Genomic DNA, 5,945 nt, shown 5'->3' on the forward strand with positions numbered 1-5,945 from the left:
GTCACCCGCCGTTCGCCCGCCCAGCGCGTGGTCGACGGCGTGCCACATTTCGCCGCCAGCGAGCTGTCCGGTGCGCCGGCCTTCGACGTCGCCATCGATTTCAGCCTGCCCGAGGGCTTCGACCCGGTTCTGGCGTTGTGCCTGGAGCGCAAGGCCGGGCTGGTGTCCGGTACCACCGGCCTCAGCGAAACCCAGCGCCAGGCGCTGATCCAGGCCGCTGCCAGCATTCCGCTGGTCTGGGCATCCAATTTCAGCCTCGGCGTGGCCGTGCTGGACGAGCTGGTCGAACGCGCCGCCGGCGCGCTTGCGGGCTGGGATTGCGACATCGTCGAATCGCATCACATTCACAAACAGGATGCGCCCTCCGGCACCGCGCTGACCCTGGGTGCGGCCGCACAAAAGGGCGGGGCACAGCCGCATTATGCGAGCCTGCGTGCCGGCGACATCGTGGGCGAGCATCTTGTCCAGTTCACCGGCATGGGCGAGCGCATCGAGCTGACCCACCGGGCCACCAACCGGGACATCTTTGCCCGCGGTGCGCTGTTTGCAGCCGTTCAGCTGAATGGGCGGGCGGCGGGCAGCTACCGGGTCCGGGATTTGCTTTCGGCGTAGAGCCACGCCTTGCGTGGCTGAACAGGACGCCACGCGCGGCCGTACGTCAGCGGATGCATGCAAACGCTGGCGCTGGCGTGACCTTCCTATTACAATTCCCGCTCGCCGAATCACGACAGCCGGACCGGATTAAAACCGCCGTCCGCGCTTTTTTGCAACCGCTTTTCAGTGGATCGCGCGGCGTGACTTCGGTGACCCCTCGGTAGCCAAAGTGAGATTTCCGTGACCCAAGCCGCAATCCTCGTCCTCGAAGACGGCACCGTATTCGAGGGCGAATCCGTAGGCGCGCCCGGCCTGTCCGTCGGTGAAGTGGTGTTCAACACCGCCATGACCGGTTACCAGGAAGTGCTGACTGATCCTTCCTACGCCCGGCAGATGGTCACGCTGACCTACCCGCATATCGGCAACACCGGCATGACCGACCAGGACGACGAAGCCCGCAAGGTGTGGTCGGCCGGTCTGATCGTGCGCGACGTGCCGCGCCGCCCCAGCAACTGGCGCAGCCAGGTGTCGCTGCAGGACTGGCTGATCCAGCGCGGCGTGGTGGCCATTTCCGGCATCGATACCCGCAAGCTGACCCGCATCCTGCGCGAGCGCGGGGCGCAGAACGGCGCACTGATGGCCGGTGACGACATCAATGTCGACGTCGCGCTGGAAGCCGCGCGCAAGTTCCCGGGTCTGAAGGGCATGGACCTGGCCAAGGTGGTGAGCACGGATGCGACCTACAGCTGGAACGAGGGCCAGCTGGATCTGGACCGCAACGCGTTCGTCAACGCCGCGCCGCAGTACAAGGTTGTGGCGTATGACTATGGTGCCAAGCTGAACATCCTGCGCATGCTCGCCGAGCGCGGCTGCGACATCACCGTGGTGCCGGCGCAGACGCCCGCCGCCGAGGTGCTGGCGCTGAATCCGGACGGCGTGTTCCTGTCCAACGGCCCGGGCGACCCGGAACCGTGCGACTACGCCATCGAAGCGATCAAGGTGTTCCTGGACAAGAAGCTGCCGACCTTCGGCATCTGCCTGGGCCACCAGCTGCTGGCGCTGGCCTCCGGTGCGAAGACCGTCAAGATGGGCCATGGCCACCACGGTGCCAACCACCCGGTGCAGGACCTGGACAGCGGCCGGGTGATGATCACCTCGCAGAACCACGGCTTCGCGGTGGATGAAGCCAGCCTGCCGGCCAACCTGCGCGTGACCCACCGTTCGCTGTTCGACGGCACCAACCAGGGCATCGCCCGCACCGACGTGCCGGCGTTCTCGTTCCAGGGTCACCCGGAAGCCTCGCCCGGCCCGCACGACGTCAGCCCGCTGTTCGACCAGTTCGTGTCGCTGATGGCGCAGGCCAAGGCCTGATGCGCCGCGCCGCTGCCCTTTGCGCGGCGCGGATCTACCCCCAGTTTCCTGATCGACAGCGTGCGATCACCCCACACACGCTGTACTGACTTAGAGAAGAAAATGCCAAAGCGCACTGACCTCAAGACCATCCTCATCATCGGTGCCGGCCCGATCGTCATCGGCCAGGCCTGCGAGTTCGACTACTCCGGCGCGCAGGCCTGCAAGGCGCTGCGTGACGAGGGCTACCGCGTGGTGCTGGTCAACAGCAATCCGGCCACCATCATGACCGACCCGGAGATGGCCGACGCCGTCTACATCGAGCCGATCAACTGGCAGACGGTCGAAAAGATCATCGCCAAGGAAAAGCCCGACGCACTCCTGCCGACCATGGGTGGCCAGACCGCGCTGAACTGCGCGCTGGACCTGGCCGACAACGGCGTGCTCGAGAAGTACAACGTCGAGCTGATCGGTGCCAAGCGTGAAGCAATCCGCATGGCCGAAGACCGCGAGCTGTTCCGCGTCGCCATGGGCGAGATCGGCCTGGAATGCCCGACCGCCGCGGTCGCCCACACCCTGGACGAAGCGCTGGAAATCCAGACCCGCGTCGGCTACCCGACCATCATCCGTCCCAGCTTCACCCTGGGCGGTAGTGGTGGCGGCATTGCGTACAACCGCGAAGAGCTGGTCGAGATCGTCAGCCGCGGCCTGGAACTGTCGCCGACCACCGAAGTGCTGGTCGAAGAATCGGTGCTGGGCTGGAAGGAATTCGAGATGGAGGTGGTGCGCGACACCGCCGACAACTGCATCATTGTCTGCTCCATTGAAAACCTGGACCCGATGGGCGTGCACACCGGTGACTCGATCACCGTGGCTCCCGCACAGACCCTGACCGACAAGGAATACCAGCGCCTGCGCGATGCCTCCATCGCCGTGCTGCGCAAGATCGGCGTGGATACCGGCGGTTCGAACGTGCAGTTCGGCATCAACCCGGAAACGGGTCGCGTCGTCGTGATCGAAATGAACCCGCGCGTGTCGCGTTCGTCGGCACTGGCCTCCAAGGCCACCGGCTTCCCGATCGCCAAGGTCGCCGCCAAGCTGGCCGTGGGTTACACCCTGGACGAGCTGAAGAACGAAATCACCGGCGGCCTGACCCCGGCCTCGTTCGAACCGTCGATCGACTACGTGGTCACCAAGATTCCGCGCTTCGCCTTCGAGAAGTTCCCGGCGGCCGACGCCCGCCTGACCACCCAGATGAAGTCGGTGGGCGAGGTGATGGCGATGGGCCGCACCTTCCAGGAATCGGTGCAGAAGGCCCTGCGTGGCCTGGAAACCGGCAAGGTCGGATTCGACCCGACCGAGCTGGACCTGTCCAACGAAGACGACCTGCAGACCCTGCGCCGCGAGCTGAAGGCTCCGGGTCCGGAGCGTCTGTTCTACGTCGCTGACGCGTTCCGCGCCGGCATGAGCGTGGAAGACATCTACAACCTGTCGTTCATCGATCCGTGGTTCCTGGACCAGATCGAAGAGATCATCGCCGAAGAAACCAAGGTCGCGGCCGAAGGCATTGACGCGCTCGACGCCGCCCGCCTGCGCAAGCTCAAGCGCGCCGGTTTCTCCGACGCCCGCCTGGCCCAGCTGACCGGTACCAACGAAGCCGCCGTGCGCGCGCTGCGTCGCGCCCACAAGGTGCGTCCGGTGTACAAGCGCGTCGACTCCTGCGCCGCCGAGTTCGCCACCGGCACTGCCTACCTGTATTCGACCTACGAGGATGAGTGCGAAGCCGCGCCGAGCAACCGCGACAAGATCATGATCCTGGGCGGCGGTCCGAACCGCATCGGCCAGGGCATCGAGTTCGACTACTGCTGCGTGCACGCGGCACTGGCGCTGCGCGAGGATGGCTATGAAACCATCATGGTCAACTGCAACCCGGAAACCGTGTCGACCGACTACGACACCTCCGACCGCCTGTACTTCGAACCGCTGACCCTGGAAGACGTGCTGGAAATCGTCGAACTGGAACAGCCGAAGGGTGTGATCGTCCAGTACGGCGGCCAGACCCCGCTGAAGCTGGCGCGCGCGCTGGAAGCCAACGGCGTGCCGGTGATCGGCACCAGCCCGGACTCCATCGACCTGGCCGAAGACCGCGAGCGCTTCCAGCAGCTGGTCGAGAAGCTGGGCCTGAAGCAGCCGCCGAACCGCATTGCCCGCAACGACCAGGAAGCGCTGCTGCTGGCCCGCGAGATCGGCTACCCGCTGGTGGTGCGCCCGAGCTACGTGCTGGGTGGCCGCGCCATGGAAATCGTCTACGGCGAATCCGACCTGGCCCGCTATGTGCGCGACGCGGTGAAGGTATCCAACGACTCGCCGGTGCTGCTGGACCGTTTCCTCGACAATGCCGTGGAATGCGACGTCGACATCATTGCCGACAAGGACGGCAATGTGCTGATCGGCGGCGTGATGGAGCACATCGAAGAAGCCGGCGTGCACTCGGGTGACTCCTCGTGCTCGCTGCCGCCGTACTCGCTGTCGGCTGAAACCCAGGCCGAACTGCGCCGTCAGGTGGTGGAACTGGCCAAGGCTCTGAACGTCGTCGGCCTGATGAACACCCAGTTCGCGATCCAGGCCGGCGAAGACGGCAACGACATCGTCTACCTGTTGGAAGTGAACCCGCGTGCCTCGCGCACCGTGCCGTTTGTGTCCAAGGCCACCGGCATGGCGCTGGCCAAGATCGCCGCGCGCTGCATGGCCGGCAAGACCCTGGCCGAGCAGGGCGCAACCAAGGAAATCGTGCCGGACTACTACTCGGTCAAGGAAGCGATCTTCCCGTTCGCCAAGTTCCAGGGCGTGGACCCGATCCTCGGGCCGGAGATGCGCTCCACCGGTGAGGTGATGGGCGTGGGCCGCAGCTTCAGCGCCGCCTTCGCGCGCGCGCAGGAAGCCGGTGGCATCAAGGCCCCGCCGCAGGGCAAGGCCTTCGTGTCGGTCCGCGACCCGGACAAGAAGCGCGTGCTGCCGGTCGCCCAGGCCCTGCTGGAGCGCGGCTACACCCTGGTCGCCACCCGTGGCACCGCGGCGTGGCTGCAGCAGCACGGCATGGACTGCGAGATCGTCAACAAGGTGGTCGAAGGCCGTCCGCACATCGTCGACTCGATCAAGAACGGTGAGATCGTCTATATCGTCAACACGACCGAGGGCCGTGCCGCGATCAACGACTCGTTCTCGATTCGTCGCGAGGCGCTGCAGCACCGCGTCACCTACTCGACCACCATCGCCGGTGCCAAGGCACTGGTGCAATCACTGGAATTCCGCGGGACCGGCCCGGTCTGGTCGCTGCAGGAGCTGCACAAGGAGTTGAATGCATGAGAGCACCCATCACCCTGAAGGGCGCGCAGAAGCTGCGCGACGAACTGGATCACCTGAAGTCGGTCAAGCGCCCGAAGGTCATTGCCGCGATCGCTGAAGCGCGCGAACACGGCGACCTGAAGGAGAACGCCGAATACCACGCTGCCCGCGAAGAACAGGGCTTCATCGAAGGCCGCATCAAGCAGCTGGAGAGCGAGCTGTCGCATGCCGAGATCATCGACATCAGCAAGCTCAACGCCGGCAGCAAGGTCGTGTTCGGTGCCAGCGTGACCCTGGCTGACGTGGACACCGACGAAGAAAAGCAGTACCAGATCGTGGGTGACCTGGAAGCGGACATCAAGCAGGGGCTGATCGCCATCTCCTCGCCGGTGGCCCGTGCACTGATCGGCAAGAACGAAGGTGACAGCATCACCATCGACGCGCCGGCCGGCCAGCGCGAGTACGAAATCGTCAGCGTGCAGTACCTGGCCTGACCCATGGCCAGCGCGACCCTGCTGCTGCCGGCGCGCAGCCGGTTTCCGGCCGCGCCCTTGCCAGACGACGTGGCCAGGGCGCTGGGCCGGGCTGAACGCAGCACGGTGGAAGCGGGCGAGCGTGCCCAGCTGCAGCGGCACTTCCAGCTGCAGCCGGCGCAC

At 65.6% G+C, this 5,945-nt stretch carries 4 protein-coding genes and 1 pseudogene; all 5 read left to right on the forward strand.

Going from position 1 to position 5,945, the window contains the following annotated elements:
- The coding region (locus EGJ34_RS20025) for a dihydrodipicolinate reductase C-terminal domain-containing protein (protein ID WP_125362198.1) at positions 1–612 on the forward strand (612 nt) is incomplete at its 5' end.
- A 222-nt stretch (positions 613–834) separates the two neighbouring features.
- Positions 835–1,965, forward strand: coding sequence for a glutamine-hydrolyzing carbamoyl-phosphate synthase small subunit (gene carA, locus EGJ34_RS20030; RefSeq protein WP_125362199.1), 1,131 nt, complete (start codon positions 835–837; stop codon positions 1,963–1,965).
- A 102-nt stretch (positions 1,966–2,067) separates the two neighbouring features.
- Complete coding sequence (gene carB, locus EGJ34_RS20035; RefSeq protein WP_125362200.1) at positions 2,068–5,310, forward strand: carbamoyl-phosphate synthase large subunit; 3,243 nt, start codon at positions 2,068–2,070, stop codon at positions 5,308–5,310.
- Positions 5,307–5,783 (forward strand): transcription elongation factor GreA, encoded by a 477-nt coding sequence (gene greA / locus EGJ34_RS20040; protein ID WP_125362201.1) that lies wholly within the window; start codon positions 5,307–5,309, stop codon positions 5,781–5,783. The genes carB and greA overlap by 4 nt, the downstream gene beginning before the upstream one ends.
- A gap of 3 nt (positions 5,784–5,786) precedes the next feature.
- Positions 5,787–5,945 (forward strand): annotated as a pseudogene (locus EGJ34_RS22885) (phosphoglycerate mutase); the annotation flags it as partial.

Origin of the sequence: Stenotrophomonas sp. 278 (assembly GCF_003935715.1) — a bacterium.
GTDB classification, from domain to species: domain Bacteria; phylum Pseudomonadota; class Gammaproteobacteria; order Xanthomonadales; family Xanthomonadaceae; genus Stenotrophomonas; species Stenotrophomonas maltophilia_AH.